The organism is Pedobacter ginsenosidimutans (genome assembly GCF_001442625.1).
In the GTDB taxonomy this organism is placed as follows: domain Bacteria; phylum Bacteroidota; class Bacteroidia; order Sphingobacteriales; family Sphingobacteriaceae; genus Pedobacter; species Pedobacter ginsenosidimutans.
Map to the genome: position 1 here is coordinate 57,232 of NZ_LMZQ01000011.1, position 21,175 is coordinate 78,406.

10 protein-coding genes are annotated in these 21,175 nt (G+C 41.4%); 1 reads left to right on the forward strand and 9 read right to left on the reverse strand.

Features of this window, described 5'->3' with window-relative positions; genetic code table 11:
* Window positions 1–6 precede the first annotated feature (6 nt).
* A complete protein-coding gene (locus tag ASU31_RS15370; protein ID WP_057933169.1) occupies window positions 7–1,557 on the reverse strand; it encodes a glycoside hydrolase family 43 protein in 1,551 nt (516 codons plus the stop codon).
* A 247-nt stretch (window positions 1,558–1,804) separates the two neighbouring features.
* Between ASU31_RS15370 and ASU31_RS15375 the strand changes: the two genes are divergently transcribed.
* The gene (locus ASU31_RS15375) at window positions 1,805–3,172 is read left to right on the forward strand and encodes a glycoside hydrolase family 43 protein (protein WP_057933170.1); all 1,368 of its coding nucleotides are present in this window, start codon (window positions 1,805–1,807) and stop codon (window positions 3,170–3,172) included.
* 165 nt (window positions 3,173–3,337) lie between these two features.
* On the opposite strand, the gene ASU31_RS15380 is transcribed toward ASU31_RS15375, so the two are convergent.
* The 8 genes from ASU31_RS15380 to ASU31_RS15415 all read right to left on the reverse strand — a co-directional run bounded on the left by ASU31_RS15380 (window position 3,338) and on the right by ASU31_RS15415 (window position 21,164).
* Window positions 3,338–4,993: a glycoside hydrolase family 43 protein gene (locus ASU31_RS15380; RefSeq protein WP_057933171.1), complete on the reverse strand. Its 1,656-nt coding sequence runs from the start codon at window positions 4,991–4,993 to the stop codon at window positions 3,338–3,340.
* 119 nt (window positions 4,994–5,112) lie between these two features.
* On the reverse strand, window positions 5,113–9,255 hold the full coding sequence (locus ASU31_RS15385; RefSeq protein WP_083505385.1) for a hybrid sensor histidine kinase/response regulator transcription factor: 4,143 nt from the start codon (window positions 9,253–9,255) through the stop codon (window positions 5,113–5,115).
* A 129-nt stretch (window positions 9,256–9,384) separates the two neighbouring features.
* A complete protein-coding gene (locus tag ASU31_RS15390; RefSeq protein ID WP_057933173.1) occupies window positions 9,385–11,307 on the reverse strand; it encodes a sialate O-acetylesterase in 1,923 nt (640 codons plus the stop codon).
* 397 nt (window positions 11,308–11,704) lie between these two features.
* On the reverse strand, window positions 11,705–13,390 hold the full coding sequence (locus tag ASU31_RS15395) for an endo-1,4-beta-xylanase (RefSeq protein ID WP_057933174.1): 1,686 nt from the start codon (window positions 13,388–13,390) through the stop codon (window positions 11,705–11,707).
* 27 nt (window positions 13,391–13,417) lie between these two features.
* A complete protein-coding gene (locus tag ASU31_RS15400; protein ID WP_057933175.1) occupies window positions 13,418–14,389 on the reverse strand; it encodes a DUF5627 domain-containing protein in 972 nt (323 codons plus the stop codon).
* Between the two features lie 27 nt (window positions 14,390–14,416).
* Window positions 14,417–16,177 carry a RagB/SusD family nutrient uptake outer membrane protein gene (locus ASU31_RS15405; protein WP_057933176.1) on the reverse strand — a complete coding sequence of 587 codons (1,761 nt, stop codon included), beginning with the start codon at window positions 16,175–16,177 and terminating at the stop codon, window positions 14,417–14,419.
* A gap of 21 nt (window positions 16,178–16,198) precedes the next feature.
* Complete coding sequence (locus ASU31_RS15410) at window positions 16,199–19,240, reverse strand: SusC/RagA family TonB-linked outer membrane protein (RefSeq protein ID WP_057933177.1); 3,042 nt, start codon at window positions 19,238–19,240, stop codon at window positions 16,199–16,201.
* Window positions 19,241–19,274: 34 nt separating this feature from the next.
* The gene (locus tag ASU31_RS15415; RefSeq protein ID WP_057933178.1) at window positions 19,275–21,164 is read right to left on the reverse strand and encodes a RagB/SusD family nutrient uptake outer membrane protein; all 1,890 of its coding nucleotides are present in this window, start codon (window positions 21,162–21,164) and stop codon (window positions 19,275–19,277) included.
* Window positions 21,165–21,175: the final 11 nt, after the last annotated feature.

Below are 21,175 nucleotides of genomic sequence, written 5' to 3' on the forward strand. Positions count from 1 at the left end.
ACTATTTTATTTTGCTTCAATCCTAAAATAATCGAAGTCAACATATCCTCCGGCATTTTCAGTTGCGTAATTAAACAGTCCGAAACGATAGCCTATAAAATGGGGAAGCGTATACGACATTTGCAGCGGCTCTCCTATCGGTTTCCAGACTTTGCCATCAAAGCTGTAAAAAAAATAACCATTATCTGTTCGGTTCTCAAAATCACATCTCGCTTTGAGATAAACGGTTTGCTGTCCAGCTGGAACATCTTCACCCTTTACAGTACCATTTTGGGCGCTTACCGTTACCATCGTTTTTTTTGACCCCATGTTTTTTACGCCAACCCAACCAAATTTGCGTTGCAGCAACATCAATCCCGCCTGATCTCCGGTTTCCATATTGGAAATATCAATTGAAGTGATTGCGGTTGATACTGGCCCGATGGTACGCTGGGTTAATGTGTTGCGGGCCAGAAGAATATTAGTATCCAATCTGGAGGTGGTAATCCGTAAAAATCCCGGGCGTTTAGTTAGCGACCAAAATACATGGTCTGGATTGTGGTTCCATTGCCATACAAGTGGCAGCGTGGGGTCGCCTTTTTTGCGGGCAAATTCATCTGACGCTACAATGCCAGAGATTAAGCCCCTACTAACCGGAAGTTCGAGTGTTTCCGGGACTTTACCATCAATACCCAACACCGGCCAGCCGTCTTCCCAGGTAACCGGAACTAGATATGGAATACGCCCAACGGATCCAAAATCTCTAAAAAGATAAGAAAACCACTTTCCTTCTGGCGTACTGATTAAACCGCCTTGCGCAACACCCTTATCTTTAAGTGCTACCCGCCCTTCATATGGACCCATAAGTTTGTCGGAACGGTGTACCACAACCGTACGCATCCCATTTCGTGGCCAGGTAATGTTAAAAAGATAATATTTGCCATTAATTTTAAACAGTTGGGAGCCTTCAGCTGGTAATCCGGCACCTGTACCTGCCGGAAGGCTTGCGTTTTCGATAATCGTTATGGGTTTTGTATTGGGTTTTATTCCAGATAAATCCTCCTTTAACTCCACCAAAATAATTTTGCCGGCACCGTATACCATGTAAGGTTTTCCATTCTCAAAAAACAAGGAGTGGTCGTGCAATGAAGGTTTAAAAGACGTAAGTTTCCACGGGCCTTTTTCGATATCTTTTGTACTGTAGATATACGTTTTGCCGGTGGTACCAGAAAAAGTGCTTACATAATAAATGCCCTGATGAAAACGAAGGCTACTTGCCCACGATCCCCGCCCATAATCCCATTTTCCGTTGGATAAAGTTAATTCATCAGCATTTCCGAGGGTATCATAAGCGTAACTTACAATTTTCCAGTTTACCAGATCAGTTGATTTCATGATGGGCACACCCGGATTCATGTGCATTGTGGTGCTGCTCATGTAATACACTTTCCCTACTCTGATCATCGAAAGATCGGGTACATCGGCAAAAATGAGCGGATTAGCCGCTTTTTGCGCTTCAACGTAAACTGTATTTAGCACAAAAAAGAGCGATAATGTAAATATTTTAAGATTCTTCATACAGGTTAGGCAGCTTTTCAACTTGCACTGCGTTTATATTCGGTATTCAAAGCTATTCAGAAATGAGCAGATCAACGAATTGCTTTGTTCAAATCTATGTTACAAATGTTTTTAATTCAATCAATCCCGTTACAGAAAAACAAGCAAACTAATCAAATGTGCTAGTAAAATTGACGAAATAAAGTAGTTGCTGACTAGGGTTCTCAATAATTTAGCAGCATTGATTGAAATTAACCAAATTATCTTTATGAACCTTAAATCCATCCTAGCGTTTTGCGCTTTTATCTTTTTTCTTACAACTGCTCAAATCAGCTCCGCCGACGAAGTTATAGTCGGTTACCGTCATTTGGCAGACCCCGGCACCCTTGTTTACAACGGAAGAGTTTATCTCTATGCATCTAACGACGATGAGAACTCCTACGATAAAAATAGCGGATACAAAATGAAATCGATCGTTTGCATTTCGAGCAGCGATATGAAAAACTGGACAGACCATGGTGTGGTATTTGAAGCACCGAGAGATGTAGCCTGGGCAGGCAGAACCTGGGCTCCGGCAGTAATTGCACGCGATGGCAAAATTTTTCTATACTTCGGAAATGGTGGCAATGGCATCGGCGTAGCAACTTCAAGCAGTCCGATAGGGCCATTTAAAGATCCAATTGGAAAAAAACTCGTTGAAACCGAAACGCCAGGAGTACTTCCTGCACCAAACATGTGGTTATTTGATCCGATGACCTTTATTGATGATGACGGCCAGGCCTATATGTACTTTGGTGGTAACGGCGAGAGCAACGTTCGGGTAATTAAACTTAACCGGGATATGATCAGCGTAGATGGCCCTGCAACTTCTATTACTGCTCCTGCCTTTTTTGAGGCTTCATGGATGCACAAGCGTAATGGGATCTATTATTTCTCCTACTCAACCAATCCGAAAGCGCAGATGCGCATCGACTATATGATGAGTAAAAGCCCCACAACCGGATTTACCTATGGAGGAATCGTTGCTGCGCAACCACCAAAAAACAATAACAACAACCACCAGGGAATATTCGAATTTAAAGGACAATGGTACCACGCCTACCACAACAGGGCCGTAGCATACAAATTAGGAATCCCCACAGAATTTAAAAGAAATCTGGCTGTTGAGGTATTAAATTACAAAGCCGATGGCAGTATCGAACAGGTAACCTACACTGCAGATGGAGTACCACAGGTAGAAGGATTAAATCCCTACATGCGTGTGGAGGCCGAAACGATGAATGACCAACAAGGTGTTAAAACTGAAACATGCAGCAAAGGTGGTTTAAATGTTACGCATATTAAAAACGGAGATTGGATAAAAGTTAGGGGCGTAGACTTCGGCAAAGGAGCAAAACGATTTTCGGCTTCGATAGCGAGTATTGGAAAGGACAATAAAATTGAACTCCGATTAGGCAGCCCTGACGGAAAAATAATCGGAACACTTGCTGTGCCAAACACTGGTGATGCGCAGACCTGGAAAGAAGTGAGCTGTAAAGTTGATGGCGCGAAAGGAAAACAAGATCTTTTTCTAACCATTAAAGGAGCAGAAAAACCAGAAGTAAATATCGATTTTTGGACATTCTCAGCGAAATAGAATTTTACCCTATGTTTAAACAAATTAACCTCGCAGGTATTGTAGCACCTGCGAGGTTATTTTTTTAACTAATCAACCTGGAAGAACTTTTTGCAGACAGCCTAGGTAATATTAACTATTTTTCAATAGGTTTCTGGCAATAAGACCAACAGAAACCTGTATTATTTATTTTTGCTTGTAAATGGGGTCATTGCCGCTATAATCCAACCATTTAAAAGAAGCTGTACTTTTAGTATTTTCTCCAGATGAAGTACTATAAAGCGCGTAAAGTGAGCCGACAAAACCTCCTGCGGTTTCAGTACTCAAAAACTTTCCGTCCACATTATCTTTTAATATTTTCCATTTGCCAGGGCTTTCAGCGTATAGAAAATTATAAAGTCCGCGATTAGCTTCTATTTTAAACTGCAGGGTTTTAACTTTTACCGGAGTTTCAACAATCAAGTCCATACCCTTAGTGGTTCGGTTTCCTTTGTAAAGCTGAACCACCTGCTTGCCATCTTTTATTGATTTGCAGATGTAGTAAAAATTATATTCACCTTGAAAAATGAGCATCCCAGCTTTTTCATTTGGCTGCGATGCCGTAAAGGTCATCTCAGTTGAAGCGCTACCAGTTAAATGCTGCTGTCTTTTACCGATAAATGCCGGATTTCCTAGCCCCATGCACGTTTCTGGCAGTAACCTCATTGTTAAGCCATTTTTTTTATCTAACCTATACCAGCTGGTATCATTGGTTCTTAGAAACAATAACGATTGATCGAGTTTTTTATCGAACGTAGTTCTGTAGGCAAAATTTCCACTTTGTGGCGGGGCAATCTGTTTTACTTCCTTAAAATCAGCAGTATAACTATATTGAACTTCTTTTTGGTCTGGATTGATGATTGGCCAGCCATCTACCCATTTAACCGGAGCGATAAATGTTTCTCTGCCAGTATTATAATGATTGCCTTCATAAGGTCTTACAGCCAGGAAAATGGCGTAAGTTTTACCATCTGGACCGTCAACCAATTCAGCATGACCGGTAGAGGTAACCGGATCTTTACGGTTTGGATCTAAATCGCGTTGTGTCAATATCGGGTTTTTCTCATAAGGAACATAAGGTCCCGTGGCTTGCTTACTTCTTAAAATCACCTGTGAGTGATTAACGGAAGTACCTCCTTCGGCAGCACAGAGGTAATACCAATCTCCACGTTTAAAAATATGCGGTCCTTCAATCCATACCGGTTTTTTGCTGATGTCTACCCCACCATTTACCAACTGAACCTCTTCACCAACTACTTTTAGACCCACTGGATCAAACTGAAAAGTACGAATGGTTCGGTGCCCCGGATATAGGGGTTTATTATCTGGCGCATCACTGTTATAAACGATGTAGGCTTTGTCCTGATCAAAAAACAGTGACGGGTCAATCCCTCTCACTTGCGGGAGCCAAACCGGATCACTCCATGGTCCTTCAGGTTTTTTTGACGTCATTACAAAATTTCCGCGCTTATCGATATTGGTACAGGTCATATAAAATGTCCCTTTATAATAATTGATTGATGGTGCGAAAAGCCCTCTCGAGGTACGATCACCGAAAAAAGTCATTTGTGATGGGCGATCGATCACATTACCGATCTGCCTCCAGTTTTTTAAATCCTTGCTATGGAACACCGGAACCCCTGGAAAGTAGGCGAAAGTTGAATTAACAAGGTAATAGTCGCTTCCTACCCTGGTTACACTGGGATCAGGATAAAACCCTGCCATAATCGGGTTTGTAAATGTAATTTGTCCGTACGAATAGCCAGTATAAAGAAGGGCCATCAATAGAAGAAGTTTTTTCATAAAGTGCACATTGGTTATGCTCAAAACTAACATCTATGGCCTTACTGTCATGAGCCATTTGTTCAAAAGAAAGCTCCTGATGTTCGTTTTTAAATAAGAAAATTACACTGAGAAGGATTTTAAAGCTTCACGCGTTTATCTTTTCGTTTTACATTGATATATTCGGAGGGAAGCATATTAAACTGCGCTTTAAAAAGCTTAGAAAAATAGCTTGGTGTACCAAAACCTGTCATGTATGCGATTTGTGCAACGTTGTAATCACTTTTCTCCAATAATTCTACTGCCCTTTCCAGTTTTACGGATCTAATGTATTCGATTGGTGTCAGACCGGTGATTTCGAGTAGTTTGTGGTAGAGAGAACCCCGGCTCATGCCCACATGCCTGCTTAGTTCCTCCACTGAGAGTTCTGGATTGTTAAGTTTTTCATCAATGTACTGGACAATTTTATTCAACAACTTAACTTCGCTAGACTCAATTTCGATTTCTTTAGCCTGTACCTGCACCTGTTTAGAATACGCATTTTTCACCGAGCGATTAAACAACAATAAGTTGTCGATTTTTGCATGGAGAATGTCAAAATTAAAAGGCTTGGTGAGGTAGTCGTTCGCACCTGATTTCAGGCCTTTAACCTGGTCCTCTTCTCCACTGATTGCAGTCAACAGGATAACCGGGATATGACTTGTTCTTTTGTCTGCCTTTATTTTCTGGCTTAGCTCAATACCATTCATTTCCGGCATGCTGATGTCGGTAACAACTAATTGCGGGTGTCCGGAAAGCGTTTTCTGCCAACCTTCTTTACCATTTGATGCCTCTATAATATGATAAAAAGGCTGTAAACTATCTTTTAGGTAAAATCTAAATTCCTCATTATCTTCAACCAAAAGGATAGTGGCCATCTTGACCTCGGTAGTTACTGACCCCGTAACGGATTCATCCAGTCCTTCGTTCGTAAAACCATAGGCTGTATCATCAATCTCTCTATCATTTTCTTCATCCATTATCTCAACTGGCATCGAAACCAAAAACGCAGTTCCTTTTCCAAGTTCACTTTCTACAGTAATCTGTCCACCGTGCAGTTCTACAAACTCCTTTACAATCGACAATCCGATTCCACTGCCTTGATTTAAGATAGAACTTACATTGTTATCCATAAAAAAACGATCGAACACCCTATCTTTACTTTGATGTGCAATACCTATCCCGGTATCGGAAACCTCGATACAAAATACAGGCTTAGACTGATCGGTAGCGGCTCTTAAGAACATGTTAAGAGATACTTCTCCACCTTCTTTTGTAAATTTAAATGCATTAGAAAGCAGATTAAATATAATCCTTTCCATTTTATCCTGATCAAAATGCGTTTTCAGATTTTTAATATCGCTGTTAATACGAAGTGAAATTTTCTTGCGCTCGGAAAGATCCTGGAATGCTTCTGCAGCTTCGCTGATAAAAGTAATAAGGTCGGCCTCGTTCAGGTTCAACTTCAGTTCCTGTTCTTCCATTTTTCTAAAATCGAGCAGTTGATTTACCAGATTTAACAATCTTCGCGCGTTTCTACGGATCATCTTTACCTGACCGGCTACAGAAGATTCCTGTTTAACAGCAAGCAACTTATCAACGGGTGCCAAAATCAATGAAATCGGTGTTCTAAACTCATGGCTTAAATTGGTGAGGAATTTGATCTTTTGTATATCTAACGCATGGGCACGTTCGGCATCCCTTCGCTGCTGCAGGATCCTTTGTTCAGCATTGATCTGGGCTTGTTCAATAGCAAGTTGCTGTTTGATGCGCTGAATTCCCCGACGCCTAATGGCAAACAGGATTGTACCGATTAAGAGTGCATAAAAAACATAAGCATAAATCGTTCTCCAGAAGGGTGGTTGTATATGAACAGAAATTGAAGTGATTTTATCACTCCAAACGCCGTCGTTGTTACTTGCCCTTACCTGAAAAATGTAGTCTCCAGGATCCAAATTTGTATAATACGCTGTTTTCTCCTTACCAACTTCATTCCAACCATCATCCAAACCAACAAGGCGATAGGAATAGTGGTTTTGTTGCGGCGCTGTGTAATTTAGCGCTACATAACTAATTGAGAAATTTTGCCCATAGCTTAGCTTAATCTTTTTTGCGAAGCCAATTTGCTCTTGAATAGGTGATTTTTCACCAGGAAGTACAACAGTATTGGCGACCTTTAATTCGGTAAGCAACACATTTGGAACCACATTATTGGAGGGCAATTCAAGCGGATTAAAATAATTGAAACCGTCTTGCCCGCCAAAATAAAGCTCTCCATCTGAAGTGCTGATTCCCGAACCCAATATAAAAGGACTGTCCTGCACTCCATTGGGACGTCCGAAGTTTTTTATTTTTTTTGTTTCTGGATCAAGACAACTGATGCCATTATCGGTACTGAACCAAATCAGTCCATCTCTGCCCTCTAATATTCTGTAAACAATAGCATTAGGCAATCCGTTTGTTTCGTTAAAATTGGTAAATTTTCCGGTACGGCGATTGAAAAGATCGAGCCCGGCGCCGTCAGTTCCGGCCCATATATTCCCTCTACTATCACATAACAAACTCAATACCACATCATTAGAAAGCCCACTATTTGCTTTTCGGTATACTTTAAATTTCCCGTTGTTACGTTGAAATACGGCTATTCCCGTTCCGCTGGATGATATCCACATATTTCCATAAGGATCTTCAACAATTGAACGTATAAAACCATTGCTAGGGAGCACCATAGGTGGCGAGGATTGAGTGCCGTACCGGGTAAATGAATTCGTCTTATAATCAAATACACTCACTCCAGTTCCGTTTGTACCAATCCATATCAAACCCTTGCTATCTTCTTTGATAGCGAAAATTTCGTTTTGGCTAAGGTCAGTTGCCGATGGTCCGGCCAGGAATTGTTTGTAAGTTTTGGTTTTGGGATTATAGGCAAACAAGCCATGCTGGTAGGTTCCCACCCAAAGCGTGCCCCTGGAATCGAGCATTAGCGTAAGGATGGACAATGGATTTCGGGAAAAATCAATTTTGCTTTTCATGTCGACATGCTCGAACACACCTTTGTCCCGATCGAAAAAATGTAGTCCTCCGCCATCCGTGCCCACAAAGATCTTTTGTTTTGAGAATTCGGCAAAAGAAGTGACAATGGGCGATGAAAGTCCTTTTGGATCAAATGGGCTGCTACGCTTTAGGTTAAATAGTGCTAAATTTGGATCGAACTTATTAACGCCGCCCTGGTAGGTACCTAGCCAAATAATGCCATTATTAGCCATACAAATGCTTCTAACCGACTTATTGCTAAGGCCAAAGGTTTCACGTTTGTTGGGACGAATGTTTGAGAAAACTTCGGTGGCGGTATCGAAAATAGTTACCCCATCTTCGGTTCCTAACCACAATTTGCCTCCTTTTTCCAATCTGGCAGAATAAATAATGTCGTTTGAAAACAACTTATCACCCGATTGCAAAAAGGATTTGAAATGCTTTTCATCATCCAACAACATATTGAGGCCATTGTAGGTACCAAAAAATATCCGCCCCTTTTCATCCTTCACAATAGTTTTAATGAAATTATTAGTAAGGCCTGATGGGTCATTGGGGTGATGGATAAATTTCTCGGTGACACCGCTGGTTAAATTAAGGGCCAAAAGCCCTAAATTGGTACCGATCCATATCTTATTGCCACTACCCTGAAGAAAAGAAAGCACACTGGAACCGTTGCCCACCAATGCACCGATACCTACATTTTTTACCTTAAACGTTTTGGTATTGATCACCCGGTAGCCGCCAAAAGTGCCTACCCAGATATTTCCTGTTCTATCTTCGTAAAGTGTTAATACATTAAACGGGACGTTACGGTTTGGGATACCTTCACCTATAAATGATTTAAATGTATTTTTCTTTGCATCATAGTAAGCTAAGCCCCCGCCGTTTGTACCCACCCAAAGTCTTCCCTTCCGGTCTTCTAAAAGTGCTGAGATATTGTTAGACGGAATACTCGTACTATCGCCACTTTTAGTGGTATAAACGGTAAAATTGGTACCATCGAACTTATTCAGCCCATCGCTGGTGCCAAACCATACAAGACCATTATGATCCTGCAGGATGGTATTTACAGTATTTGAAGAAAGGCCATTTTTAGTATTAAGGGTAATGAAATTGGGGTTACTTTGCCCCTTTACAATAGTGTACATCAATAACAATATCACTAGAAGTGACATTGCGCTTATACCTGATACTCGTTTTAACATCATAACAATAGATTCACGCTTTAGCGATCTGGATTGTGATTGTACTAGTGCAGGGCACGCTTAGCTTACCTTGGTACACTGTGGATTTATATTTGCTTTGTGCGTAAATATAGTTAACACCCCTAATTTAAACTATTTTATTTCAGCCTCGAACGGGGATGCCGGCAAGCCCTCCGCGTTATACAAATTTGCACCGTCGGGATTATCCGCCCAGGCATATCGAACAGTAACAGGGCTGGAAATACTATCATTCCAAACCGTTATGGTGTTACCTTCAATTTTAGCCCTGGCCCAAATATATTTTTTATCGGCACCTGCAATGGCAAAATGATAAAGTTCGGGTTCACCTTTTGCAATTAGTCCACTTCCCACATGATCAAAATTCAAAATCACCTTACTGCCTTGAACCGTTGCTGATCTGTAGATCGGACCTGAGCAAACCATGTTTTTTTCACCGTAAACTAGTTTTTCAGCCCATAAAGCCAAACGTTCGCCAATTGTTTTTTTGTTCAGGGGATGAATATCATTCCATTCGCCGGCACCGAGCCCAACAGACATTCCTGTATTTGGCACTTTTAAGGTTTGGAGCTGGCTTTGCCGAAGTTGCGCCCAGTCGCTCTCAACCGGAACATAATCAACATCCATATAGTTGGGTAGTTGTGCAAATAAAAATGGAATATTGCCTAAGTCCCATTTATTCCTCCAATCGTTAATTAATGCAGGTAGCAGTTTAGCGTATTCTTTTGGCTTGCCCGCATTTGTTTCTCCCTGGTACCATAAAAAGCCACTTATACCATAGTTTATTGCGGGTGCAACCATGGTATTGTAAAGTCCCGTAGGAGAATTTTGTGCCACAATTGGCTGAATAATTTGTTGCCCAGACGGGGAATAGCTTGGTTTAGGAAACACCTGGTTCACCTGGTAATCCCATTCGCCCCTTAAGTCGATTATCTGTCCGTTGGCCTGTAGCGAATAATTTTTGTCTGGCACAAAGCCACCTTTGCCCATTGTATTTGTAACCTTTACTAAAATGGTGTTTTTTCCAGGTTTCAACAGGTTGGCTGGCACATTGTATCTTCTTGGCGGATACTGATAAGGGATGTTGCCAACAAAAATGCCATTTACGAAAGTGGAATCAGCATCGATAATACGCCCCATAAAAAGTTTTGCCTGCACGCCTGTCATCCCTGCAGGAACATCAATTTCCTTTTTAAAGTACAGGATGCCATTCAGGTTTCTCACGCCCTGGTCTGCCCAATAGCCTGGCATCCAGAACTTATGCCATGTTTTTGGCACATAGGATGATTGCAAGGTTTTACCTGGCATGGGCAGCACCTGTTTTTTTAGGCTGTTCATATAGGCGGTATCCCGAAAGTTTTTGATCTGGGCTTCAGCTGCAGGAAAATCCTTAAACGCATCCATACTCATCCAGGCCTCTATTGGTGTTCCACCCACGCTGGAATTAATGATCCCAATGGGAATTTTATATTTTTGATAGAGTTTTTTTGCGAAGAAATAAGTAACTCCTCCAAACTCAAGCAATTCTTTACCTGATGCTAACTTCCACTCCCCTTTTGGTAGATCCAGTGATTCTTTGGATACATCAGCTTTTGTGGGTACAAAGAAATTCCTGATTTGAGGAAAATTATCATCCTTAACTTCGTTTGGATAATTTTCCTTCAGCCTTTCCATTGCTAACACCATGTTAGATTGGCCGGCACAAAAATATACGTCTCCAATTAATATATCGGTTAATGTAATCAAATTCTGCCCTTCAATTGTCATGGTATATGGGCCTCCGGTTTTCATTTTGGGAAGTGTAATCAACCACTTCCCATCGCTGCCGGTAATTGTCTCAAATTTTCTATCATTAAAAGAAAGTTTAACTTTCTCATTTGCATTGGCCCAACCCCAGATCTTTAAATCTGTATTTCGTTGTAGCACCATTCGATTACTGATTAACTGTGGAAGTTTTACCTCAGCTTTTGTTTTTAGGCTAGTGAACAAAACTGTAACGAGCAAAGCGCAAAGCGGAAGATATGATTTTACGGTCATGCTTATAAAGTCTGGAAAATATGGCAATGGATAATTTTTGGGGAAATGTAGACGCTTACAATTCTTGCCCCAGTTTCATCACAGAAATACATAGTTTAAAGTGCTAATATTTGGTTATTCTTTTTAGAAAAATTATGCTCATGTAAAGCCCATACCTGAGTAATTTCTACCCGAATATATCATTTATTTTTCAAAAAAACAATCGATTGCATAACTATATTAAATTTGTTATAATCAGGCTTGTTAAAGGCATCCTGGAAAATGAAATGATAAATTTTGAGGACGGAAGAGGTAGCAGAAACAGCAATTAGATCTGCGTCATCTTTACTGGTAATTTCCAATAAAAAAAGCCAGGAAAACGGTTAACGATGTTCCTGGCTTTAAGCGTGTATTAAATTTATTTATTCTTCAAGCCTTCGGCTGTGCCAACATAGGCTGGTTTTCGCACAAAACCTTCTGTCCACAAGCCAATTGGCTCCCCTGCTCTCCAACTTGAAGTAGCTGGACTATCCTGAGGCGCCCATATGGTAATTCCATATCGCTGAGCTGCCGGAATAAGCTCAAAATATTTCTTGATTACATATTTGTACATCTCAGATTGAGCTGCATATTGCTCAGGTGTTGCCTGTGCAGTTTTTACATTCCCTGTAAACCCCATATCCAACTCTGATATTTTGATAAGTTTACCAGTTGCGGCCAATAATTTAAACATTTCTTCAATCTTGGCTTTATCAGAAGTTGCCACAATGTGCATTTGCGTACCAATACCATCTATTTTTGCGCCTTTGCCTTCCAAATACTTTACGTAATCAATTAATCCTTTGCATTTATCGATGCTATATTCCAGGTTATAATCATTGATAAAATGGATATCAGTCGTATTACCATACTGCCTGGCCAATTGAAATGCCTTTAACGCATAATCCTTCCCCAGGTAATCTTGCCAAAAGAATTCGTCAGCCGCAATGGATGTTCTGCCCGCAGCAGTTTTAAGTTCAGCTGGCTTTGCATCATCCATTGGCTCGTTTACCACATCCCAAGCTTTAACATAATCTTTTGAAGCGGTAACTATACCTTTAATCCAGGTATCTAATGCAGCGGTTAAAATGGTCTTTTTCTGCTCGGCAGTTTTTTCTACGATTGTAGTGCCACCAAGCGGATTGTATTTTTTAAGCGTGATATTATCGAAATAAAAATTTGTTGCTGTTTTACCTAGATTAAAAGCCAAAGCACCACTTGTCGCAATGTCTGCAGTAACGGTAATTTCTTTGGTATAGGTTGTCCAGGTTGGTGTTGAAGAAATTGCGCCAAAAAAATCATAAAATTTGTACGCGCCAGGTGTAGTATGGGCCTGCGTAGGGTAAGATGCCGCTACATCAGAACGTACATTCATTTTAAGCTCATATTTCTCTCCTACTGCTACCGCCGGAAACTTAAGAAATAATTGCGCATCATAATCGTTGGTTCGTACCGCCGAGTTGCTAATTTTCAAAGCCCGTCCTGTACCATTAAAGCCTTCGCCAGCTGCAGTAAAAGAGGCAACGGCATTGGTATTGGATTGATAAACTGAGGCGTTGTCAGTTTCAAAATCGGCACCAATGACCAGGTCCCAGGTAGGGCCACTGCTTGAAGGAGTAACCACCGGGGCAATCAGTCCTTTTAAATATGTTGCATTTTGATTGGCATGCCAGGCCAGTGTATGCCCAAAAACTGTAATACCGGCTTTAGACGCTGTTTCTAACAGGTTTTTCACATTGGTTAGGGCCAGGCTTCCATCAGCCTGTACAACGGCACCATGTTTCATCTCATAACCCAGCGTAATTTCATCAAAATTACTATTGGTCAATCTATAAATTATACCTTTGGAGAGATAGGATTGCAGGCTGGTTCCCGCACCAAATTTAAATTTAGGATTTGCTGTTCTATCAATATAGGTTTTTAATGGCTGATAGGCATCGATCTGCTCTTGGGCCGCGAAGCTTGCTGGCTTGGCCACTTGAAATTCGAGTGCCTCATATTTGTGGCAGGAAGCAAGCAACATTGCCCAGGAAAGACCAAATGCTATTTTGTATAATCGTTTCATTTTCTCGATTGTTAGATTAAATATTAATTATTTGACCGGCGTAAATGTTTCGGCTTTCACACCGCGGTCGCGCATTACCAGGGTATCTACGCTATTCACCGTTCTATCATTCAGATCGATCTGATAATTCAGATAAAGGGCATCGCGATCCTGGCTGCCCCAGCTGTTTTTCTCTCCCCGTTTAACAAATTTTCCGGTGCCACTCGCTGTAAAGCTGGCATCACCAGCTGCAATTGTACAGTTGCCCGTGTTATCAAAAGTTAACAATAAGGTTCGGCTGATACTGGTTCCGCCTGTTACTTTAAATGTGACAGGAAACTCGGCCTGGGTTAGTGAACGTGTGTTCAACTTGTTGATTTCATCATTCTCCACATACTTCATATGGCGAACTACAGTTTGATTAAGCGCGGTGTTACCGCCTTTGCCGGCAATCACATCCTTTCCTCTGCGGAGATAAAAACCCTGCCATGTATTGATATACTTTACGGCGTACAAGGTGTATTTTTTTTCGGGCAAGATCTTTTTGTTCTGATCAACACTGGTCATCGTTAAAGGGATCACATAAGTGGTATTGATAGCCAGTGGGTCTGCGAAAAAAGCATCGGTGAGCTGTACATCTACTCCGCCTATTAAACTACCTTTCGGGATGACAATTTTGTTAACTGCAAGTGTATAATAATTAGCCGGCATGGGCCTTACGATACCGCTGTAGGGCGATGGAAAAGATAATCCCTGAGTTAGCGCGTTATCCACACTGATGCCAATGGTAATATCTTCCTTATTTGAGTAAACTCCACCAACCGTACCCATAATCTGAAGTTTATGTTGGTTATCAAGTGAAGTATCAAAAATATCTTCGCCCATGGTAAGGGTCCGGATCGGCCCCTGGTAGGCAAAATAAACGGTTTGGGTATCATTATCCGGAAATGCCCATTCTTCGTTTTTGCAAGCGCCAAGTGTTAAGACGAGCGCAAGTAAAATATATACTTTATTTTTCATGATGTTATTTGTTATAGTGAATGAATATTACCATCCCGTGTTTTGTTGCAAAGCATTATACTTGAGCGTTTCGCTGTAAGGAATTGGTCCAAATCTCATATACTCCTGATAGCTTCTAGCTTCTACATTGATTTCCTGATAGGTGCCTTGCGAGATACTCACCCCTTTCACCGGTTCGGTTAATGCTGCATTCCATCTACGAAGATCCCAGAAGCGGAATCCTTCAAAAGCCAATTCTAACCTACGCTCATTCCTGATCAATGTTCGCATGGCATCTTTATCTGTTTTGATCGATTCGAGGTAAGCATCGCCGTTTGTAGTTCCAACGCCGGCCCTGGCACGAATAGCTTTAATGATATCATAAGCCGAATAGGGATTGCCGCCATTTGATGTAGGGCCCCATGCCTCATTTGCTGCCTCTGCATAGATCAGGAACATTTCTGTATAGCGGATATGTGGCCTATAGTGTTTCTGATTATTTACGGTTGGTGTACGACTAACATCCTGCCTTAACAATTTTTTCATGTAGTAACCAGTTCTTGTAGAAACTTCTTTTCTATTCAGCCCATCATCATTCGTTGCTACATCTGTTGTGGTATTGATTGCCTTGTTTGTTGGCCCGATGGTATTTCCATTGTACACTATAAATTTTGCTAAACGTGGATCCCTGCCAGTAAATGGAGCCACAGGATTATATCCGCTCTGCGGTGTATTGGCAATTGGATAACCGTTTTGCATCGGAAAAGCATTAACCAGATTTTGAGTTGGGTTTATACGGCCCTGACCAGATAAGGTTGGTGGGTAATTGGCCGCTTCCAAATCACTATTTGATCCAACATTTGTACGCCAAAGCACTTCTCTGGGACTAGCACCAGAAGCTAATGCATCAATTTCTGCTTTGTTATCGTACCAGGTAACACCATTAGGATCTAAATTAGCTAACCAGTTATTAAGTGAAAGTACCTGTGCTGCATAGCTGGCGGCATCGGCCCATGTGGTAGAATTACCTGTGCTGAAAGCCGGACTTGCGCCCATTAGTGCTACTCTGGCACGAATGGCTTTAGAAATACGGCCTGTCATGCGTTGATTAAAAAACTTACCGAAAACCCGGTTATAGGTCTCTACATTAACTCCGGCATATTTTGTCGGGATCTGGCTGGTGCTATTGATATCAGCATAATCTAAAGGAAGCAATTGTTCTGCCTTATCCAAATCACCATAAATCTGTTTAATACAGGCATCAAATGTGGCCCTTGGCTGGTTAAAGTTTGAAGCTGGTGTTTCGGGTTCGAGTACAATAGGGAAACCATATAAATTACCCCCTACTTTTCCGGCATGTGCCTGTAGCATATACGACATTAGGTAAGCTCTCAAAGCATATGCTTCACCTTTTTGCCTGTCATTAAACATCCTGCTCAACACCGGATCTTTAGAATCCCAAAGCACCTTATCTGTCTCTGCCAAAAATAAGTTGATATACTGTATACCTGCTCTTGCATTGGTCCATTGATCTAATGGATTAAATTGAGCCGACCATTGCCCGGTGGCAATTCTCCTAAAATTATTATTGATATCATTACTTACCGCATCATCTGTAGCTACATCGTTAAAAGACCAGCCATTTGATGGGAGCCTTGTATAACCATTTAGCAATAACCCATGGGCAAGTGCCGGTTCGGTATAGATGTTCTCAAAATCTCCATTATTTTGTGGAGCAGGGTCAGTAAACTTTTTACAGCCCGAGAGCATCACAACGACAACTATAAATTGTATTAATATTCTGTTCATCTTTTCTAATCTAATATTCAATTAAAACATTGCCTTTACGCCCAGGTTATACATCCTTGTTTGTGGGGCACCTCCTAAGTTCAGCTCAAGTATTTCTCTTTCCTTCGCTATTGTTAAAAGATTAAATCCGGCCACATATAGCCCCAGTTCTTTCAATACTTTACTTTTGAACAATTTATCGGAAACTGTGTAGGAGATTTGAACTTTAGATAAATCAAACCGGTCTGTGCTGTACAACCAGAAATCAGACGCTCTGAAATTATTATCGCCATTTAAAGTGGTAAGTCGCGGAAAGGTTGCCGTATTTTTTGTTTGAGGCGTCCATCTGTCGCGCACCACAGCAGAATACTTATCGCTTCCGTTAACCCAAAAATAGTTATCGCTTTTCATGGCACTTGCACCGAAGCGGCCTGTACCCAAAACAAACAGGGTAAGATTTTTCCATTTAGCAGTTACGTTCAATCCTGCTGTAAACGGAGCACCGAACCATCCACCGCGACCAAGATATACCTGATCCTTATCATCAATGATTTTGTCACCATTCTGATCAATATATTTGATATCGCCAGGAGCCAATGATGATCCAAATGCTGGTTTTGCACTATTAATTCCATCGGCCGCTGCCACTTCGCTGGCATCCATGTAAAAACCATTGCTTTTTAATCCCCAGATCGCATCAAGTGGTTTGCCGGCGCGGTATTGATAGCTATTTTCGTAAGTTAACAGATCGGCACGTTTAGTTGCTTTGGTCGTATAATATGTTCCTGACGCTCCAAAAGTCCAGTCAATAGCACCAATGTGTTTGTTAAAATTTAAGTAAAAATCCAAACCGGTACGCTGATCACTATTATAATTACTGTAAGGAACAAAAGAAGAACTTGGAAATCCGGTAGTAAAATAGTTTGGATAAAGAACATTAATCTGACCGATAATCCCGGTAATGTTATTTCTAAAAACATTTGCTCCGAAATTAAACTGATTTTTGAACATCCCACCTTTTATCCCGATGCTGATCTCTTTTCTTTTAGCGAAAGTTAAATCCATGTTGGATCCACGGCGCGAATCTGTAGACTGTGTACCTGTACCATCATTCCAGCCATACCAGTTACCCCCTGTGCCTGTATAGATACTCTCATAGGCATAATACTCATCAAAGTCAAGATCGGTATTTAAAATACCTGCTGATGCGGTTAGTGTTAAGTCGTTAATGAACGAAACTTTTTTCAAAAATGGCTCTTCGCTAAGGTGCCATCCGATAGAAGCTGCAGGAGAAAGTGCAATCCTGTTTCCCGGTGGCATTTTTGGCGAGCGTACCACAGCTCCGGTAATTTCGGCAAAATACTTACGGCTGAAATCATAATTTAACTGCAAGCCTAAATTAGAATTTGTGGTTGGCTGGTAGATTTCAGATTGCGATTGACGATATGCCGCAGCCAGCAATACTGCAGAGATATGATGATTATTACGAATTGTAGTATTGTAGTTAAATTGACCAGACAACGAAATGGTCTGTCTATAATAACTATCTGCAATGTTCTGAACTCCGGTTTTAGTATCTTCTCCCCAGCGCGTTAAACTTCCGATTAGGGTTGTACCAGAGTAGGTTGTCCAATTGGGCTGGTAAGTTGCATATCCGTTTCGATAACCCTGATTGTAGCTGTTCAGGTAATCGACCCCCATAGTGGTACTAAAGGTAAGTCCGTTCAAAATTCCTTTCAAATCAGCATCAATACCAGTAGTGAACTGAAATTGGCGTTGTACAAATTTATTGTTACCACCAGCATAAATCGCCGCAAAGGGATTAGTTTGATCTAATTGCGTACCACCAAGAATGTATTGTCCGTCTATAATTGTTGCATTTTTAATCATCGCCCTGCTCACTTCGTCGCTCTGTTCCAATAAATTAATTGGGATTAAGGGTGTAAATAAATGGGGACGCAGGGTTGCAGCGTTAGCCCAGTAATTCGTATTTACTCCGCCGCCGCTGGCAAACACAGCACTTGCGTCTACCCGGGCTTTTAGCGCTTTGGTTAGCTGCATATCAACATTTCCGCGGATATTAAAGCGTTCTGATGTATTATTTTCTTTGGCTTCGCCGAAATTAAGCAGCGAACCTGTAGATATGAACCCAACATTGGTGTAATAACGGGCACGATCATTCCCTCCTGAAATTTCTGCCACGCCATCATAGCGTGAAAAACTATTTTTGAGGTACTCTGAAGCGTAATAATCTACACTTGGATAACGATAAGGATTAACACCAGAGTGATTATAAATAGTTTCCGGCGTATAAGCCGCGGCCAGACCATCATTGGATAAAGCCTCGTTATACAAAGTCATGTACTCTGAAGAGCCCAGATATTGAGCGAATCTTTTTGGCGTATTTAGCCCGATATTGGAACGAACATTTATTTTTTGCTTAGTTGGTGTACCTCTCTTTGTGGTGATCAAGATTACCCCTTTTGCACCGCGGCTGCCATATAAGGCAACGGCCGAAGCGCTCTTGAGAAAAGTGATCTCCTCAATTTCATTTGGTGTAACACTGTTCACATCCCTCGGAACTCCATCAACCAGTATTAATGAGGTATTCATGCCCCAAAGGTTGTTGCCATTAAAGCCCGGAGCAAAAGCTTCTATCCCGTCCAATCCATAGGTTATAAAGTTTTTCTCGAAGAGCTGTGCCAGGTTAACACTTGAAACGCCAGCAGGAAGGTTACTTTCGGTGGCGTTTTTAAAACCCACATTTATTAGTCTGTCCTCTTTAGTTAAGGTAACCTGCTTTAGGTTGGCTAATGCGATTACCGGCAAGGTTTTATAACCTTTAGCATTTACCATAAATGTGCTATTCTCCTCTACCGATAAAGAGAATTCACCAGCCTGGTTTGCTATGGTGAGCACGTCGTTACCTTCAATAGTTATGGATGCCCCTTTTATCGGATTTCCATTAATATCCTGAACAACAGCTTTTATGGGTATCTTAACGGCGTCCTGACCTTTGATTACACCGACAGACAGCGTAAAAAAGACACACAGCGCCAATGCATTTCTTAAAAATTTCATCATTCTTGTCTTTAATTATTTGTGATCATGAACTACCTTACCATCCAGGGTTTTGCGCAAACTCCTTATACATATTTACATCTGCTCGTTTAAGCGGCAACCAATAATGCTTTTCACTAAACGGACGTTGTAATATTAATCGCTCGCGATAGTTTACAACCTTGTTTAATTTGGTGTCGACTGCAGGGTTTAAAGGAGCAGCGCGATCAAATTCTGCTGCTGTTTTTAAGGTATAGGGTACCTCAGCTAACAAGTGCCAGCGGCGAAGATCGTTAAACCGATGTCCTTCAAAGGCAAGTTCAACAGCGCGTTCGCGTCTTACTTCTTTCATAAACTCTGACGTAGATACTAAGAACTGTGCAGCAACACGGCCAACACCAGCACGATCCCGAATCACGTTGATCGCATCTACGGCAGTTTTGCCAAACCCGTCTGCGGTTGCACCTGGGGAGTCGTACCCTGTTGCAACCGATTCCGCGTACATCAGGTAGATATCGGCCAAACGCATATATGAAACCTTAATATTCAGGTTCTGTCCATAATTCCAGCCCTGATCAAAGTTATTGGCAGTTCTGGGCACAAATTTGAACATCATATACCCTGTACGGCTACCTGAACGTTCATCTCTATAACTTCCGTTTGTGAACAGATTTGCATATCGGTGTGGTTCCATATTCGCTGCTAAAGTTCCCTGCACCACTTTAACTCCATCATATATAATATCATTATAGAACCTTGGATCACGATCACGCCAGGGGAATTGCGGATCATATCCTGAGCCAGTAGGATCGGCCTGGGCAGAATTCGAAATGGGCAAACCATTTTTCATCCCATAATAATTAACATAATTTGCGGTTGGTGCGAATACCAGTGCATCGGCACCTACAATTGCTGGTGTATATTGTTTTGCAGTGCCATAGGTTGAACCATGAGCTCCCCAGTATGGTCCTGTAAATATTACTTCAGTACCTCCCGGGATTAAGAAATTTTGGCCAGTTGTATAAAAATTGGTACTGTATTGTGCAAAAGGCAATAACTTATGAGGAGCAGCACCACTTTCTGTTAGTTTTAATAACTCGGCAAATGCAGCACCCGCTTTTTTACTCAGTTCTACATTGTAGGTTTTGCTACCGGTAGATTCTAGGTTCATTAATGGACTAGCGGCCCACAGATAATTTTTACCTAAATAACCTAATGCCATGATTTTATTGATGCGCAACTGGTTTTTACCCAGTGTTTGGATCCCGGCTGTTGTATTATCCCAATTGATTGGCAAAAGATCAGCGGCGGCTCTTAAATCCAGTGCTGCCTTTGCTGCGCATTCCTGATACTTTAGCCTGGGCAATCTCAATTCTTCATCGGCTGGCAATACTTTATCAATGTATGGCAGCCCTCCAAAATATTGCATGAGCTGGAAATGGAACCAACCTCTAAAGAACAATAGTTGACCCCTGATCAGGTTACGTTCTTCGTCAGTTGCATTTACCATCAGGTTTAGGTTCTCGAGGCCTAAATTCGCTTTACGAATGCCATACCAGGCAAGTGGATACAGGCCCTTGGTAAAACGATCGTTATTTGTATTCGCATTGGCATTGTCTAAAAATCCAGCTCCCCACCCGTCAAACTCCCTCTGCCAGCCCCAAAAATCACCGTTATCTATTTTGTTAACGAAGTGGAAATTTTGAACTGTAGACTGAATTTCGTCTTCACCCCAGTTGAAACTGTTGGTCCAATACCTGTTGGTAAAATCTGGAATACAATTATATAGCTCCTCGGTAAAGCCCTGAAAACTACGAAAGTCTTTGAAGGCAGATTCTGCTGACACAGTTGCTTCAGGATCTCTGTCTAAATATTTTTTACAAGATACCATGCCGGTTCCCGCCCAAATCATTCCTATTAATAATAGGCGTGTTATATATTTTTTCATAATGATCAAGT